Source organism: Vibrio xiamenensis, assembly GCF_900100015.1.
GTDB lineage: Bacteria > Pseudomonadota > Gammaproteobacteria > Enterobacterales > Vibrionaceae > Vibrio > Vibrio xiamenensis.
In genome coordinates, this window is the sequence record NZ_FNDD01000070.1 from 1 (window position 1) to 3,605 (window position 3,605).

At 47.1% G+C, this 3,605-nt stretch carries 3 protein-coding genes; 2 read left to right on the plus strand and 1 reads right to left on the minus strand.

The window, feature by feature from the left end:
- Positions 1 to 139: 139 nt before the first annotated feature.
- A complete protein-coding gene (locus tag BLS03_RS25165) occupies positions 140 to 811 on the minus strand; it encodes a Crp/Fnr family transcriptional regulator (RefSeq protein WP_093279582.1) in 672 nt (223 codons plus the stop codon).
- Positions 812 to 1,129: 318 nt separating this feature from the next.
- Between BLS03_RS25165 and deoD the strand changes: the two genes are divergently transcribed.
- On the plus strand, positions 1,130 to 1,867 hold the full coding sequence (gene deoD, locus BLS03_RS25170) for a purine-nucleoside phosphorylase (RefSeq protein WP_281241249.1): 738 nt from the start codon (positions 1,130 to 1,132) through the stop codon (positions 1,865 to 1,867).
- A 21-nt stretch (positions 1,868 to 1,888) separates the two neighbouring features.
- Positions 1,889 to 3,418, plus strand: coding sequence for a purine-cytosine permease family protein (locus BLS03_RS25175; protein ID WP_093279584.1), 1,530 nt, complete (start codon positions 1,889 to 1,891; stop codon positions 3,416 to 3,418).
- Positions 3,419 to 3,605 lie beyond the last annotated feature (187 nt).

Here is a 3,605-nt window from a genome sequence, read left to right on the forward strand (position 1 = left end):
TGGATAGACATAAAAAATCGAAGACCTATAAACAGGTCTCCGATTGTCTCTTATCAGAAAGATCGGTCAACCGCTCCTTATCTGATCTACATTGCACTTTAGTGGGCTTTTTGATATCGATGGCAATGACAACGCCACATTACACACAATGCGGCGCAGCAAGTTTGAGCAAGCGATTAAACTTGCTGACATCATGGATAAAATACCCGTCCGCCTGTTTGTGAATATAATCCTCTTCTATCAACTGAGTTATCGCGCGGCGATAAGCGCGTTCTGAGCAACCAAAACGCTCCGCCTCGCGAAATACCTGTCCAAAATCGACCAAAGGCTGGTTTTGCTGATAACGCTGGTAAATATCTGCAGCAATGTTGAACACTAGCGGCTGAAGAAAACGCTCCATGGTACGAGCCATACCCGTTTGATAGCTTTTCGAAAGTAACTGACTTAGCCAAACACCGACTTCGGCGTGGGTACTCAGAATCTGATTCATGACCATCAAAGGAATCACTTTGACGTCCATACGCTCATTAGCCACCACAGAAAACTGGCTTGGCGTATGGGTTAAATATTCCAATTCACCAATAATGCAGTTACTGACAAAACGCTGGCCGAGGCTAAATGTTTTGCCGTTTTCGGCACTGTAATGCATGGTGTATTCGCCGAGTATTATCCAATACAAGCAAGTTATGGGCTCCCCTTGTTGCAAAATATACTCACAGGGTTCAAAAGTCTTTTGCTTAAGTGACATTGAGTCAATCAAGCGACATAAGGTTTGATAACCGTGCTCAGCGATGTGTTGAATGGTCTCCATTGAGTCCGTTCCTCAATCAATAAACGCAGAAAATGGATTGTAAAACCAAAGCATTATGGCTATTTCAGCGCCTCTTTTACGTATCATTAACGCATTGCTTTGCGTCAATGAGGCTTGGTTTCGATGCTTAAGAGTAAATTTTTTAACAGAGAAATCCGTCAATAAATGTGAATCAGTTCAAAAAAGTCTCTCGACACTGCGCTAAAACACTCATGTAACTCAGTTTTAACAAGTCGCGCTCATTTTTGTGATCTTGGTTATGTGCAGTCGGACATTTGCCTTTTTTTTAATCATGCGCTCTTTCTATGGTGGAACAAACTGCTTGCATTAGGAGATGCCGTCGTGACCCCACATATTAACGCCGAAAACGGTGATTTCGCCGACACAGTGATCATGCCTGGTGACCCGTTACGGGCCCAGCATATTGCTAATACCTATTTAACTGACGCCAAGCGCATCTGCGATGTGCGCAACATGTATGGTTATACCGGTTGGTATCAGGACAAACGCATCTCTGTCATGGCTCATGGTATGGGGATTCCATCCATCTCCATTTATGTCCATGAACTGATCAATGAGTTTGGGGTGAAGAATTTGATTCGCGTCGGCACCTGCGGCGCAGTGGATGAATCAGTCAATATGCGTGATGTCATCGTTGCCACCGGTGCTGGTACCTCTTCAGCGGTCAACCGCCAACGTTTTGCGGGTTATGATTATGCCGCTGTGCCCGACTTTGACTTGCTGCGCAGCTGTTGGCAAGCCGCGCAAGATCATCAAATCAAAGCGCATTTCGGCAACACTTTCTCCAACGATTTGTTGTACGACAAACCACAGGACATGCTGCCGGCACTGCGCAAAATGAACATATTAGCGGTGGAAATGGAAACCAGCGCGCTCTACACCATCGCGGCGCAATACCGAGCGCGAGCGTTAAGCATTCTGACGGCCAGCGTCAATAGCTTTAGCGGCGAACAAACCAGTGCCAGCGAGCGCGAAACCACCCTAAATCAAATGATTGAACTGGCACTTGCCACCGCTGCAATGAATGCGGCGTAATTTATCAGGAGGATAATTGTAATGACACAGTCTGTTCAAAACACATCGTCAGGCGGGGCGATAAAAGTCGAATCCAATGGCGTGAACGCGGTAAGTAGCGCCGAGCGTTACGGCAGCGCCGCCGGGCTATTTCCAATTTGGTTTTCTTGGAACGTATCAATACTCGGCTTAACTTATGGCATCTATGTCTACTCCCTTGGCTTGAGCGTATTTCAAGCAATTTCTGCCGGTATCATCGGCTATTTGGTATCCAGCTTTCTGGTCGGAATATTGGCCGTTGGCGGGCCAAGAACCGGCTTACCGACGCTAACCCAAACGCGTTTCTGCTTTGGTTATCACGGTAATAAATTCCCGACTCTATTTGCCTACATCTCAAACATGGGCTGGAAAATCACTATCATTACGCTTGCATCCACCACTGGCGCCTATCTGTTCGCCAAACTGTGGCCAAGCGCATTTGCCTTAGCCGATGGCAAACCAACCATTAGCTGCATCGTTGGCTGGTTTATTTTAAGCCTTGCGATCACCATGTCGGTGGCGATTTACGGCCATCAATTGATCATGAAAGTGGAAAAATACATCGCGTGGTTAACCGGATTTATGAGCCTAATTTTTATTGCTTTAATCCTTCCACATATCCACTGGAGCGAACTTGGCCACGCCAGTTCAGGCAGTTTCTTCACCTATATTGGCGGTGTGGTGATGGCGATGACCATGGTCGGCCTTGGCTTTCTTAACTACGGTGGTGATTTTGCCCGCTACTTACCAAGCAACACTCCGGCATCGAAAGTAATTTTTTGGACAACATCTGGCATCTCGCTACCAGTGAGCATTTTACTGGTCTTAGGGGTATTTTTGGCCGATAGCAATCCAACACTTAGCGCCGCTGCCTCCAGTGCACCAATTGAAGCGCTCACGGATTTATTACCATTTTGGTTCTATGTGCCCTTTTCAATCGTGATCATTATTTCATTGCTTTCGGCGGCGATTACCGGCGTCTACAGCTCAGGGCTCGCGTTATTGGCACTTGGAATTCCGGCCAGCCGCGCCGTCACTACCGCGATCAACGCTTTGATTATCGGTTTTGGCGCTTTTTATTTGATGTTTATCTCTGACTCGTTTCTGGCCACATTCCAATCATTTTTGGCCTCGATTGCCGTGGTTATTGGCCCGATGGGCGCTATTCAACTGGTCGATTTTAAACGTCAACGCGACTTAGGTTGGGATACTAGTATGGCCAATCAAGCAGGTAATGGGGGTTGCAGTGGACGCTGGACAGCGCTGCTTTCACTCGGTCTTGCGGCGGTAGTTGGCGCAGGTTTGATCACCTCCGGTGATCCGTACATCGCCCATTTGGTCGGATTTTTACTGACCGAAGAAACACGTCATAGCGTATTTGCCACAGCAAACCTTGGGGTGATTGTTTCAATGGCGATTGGCGCTGGGGTTTATTACGTGCTGACTTATGTCATGAACATTAAGCATCCGGGCTGGACACAAGCCACCTCACAACAGAGCGTGAGTATGAAAAAACCACTCGCATCTAAATAGCAGTAAGCAACCACTGAGGCCGCGAAGGTTTAAGTCGGAAATTTAAAACCTTAGAAATGCAAAAAGCCCGCTAATCTTAGCGGGCTTTTCTAAATAGTGGCGGAGAGATAGGGATTTGAACCCTAGATACGCTATTAACGTATGCCGGTTTTCAAGACCGGTGCTTTCAACCACTCAGCCATCTCTC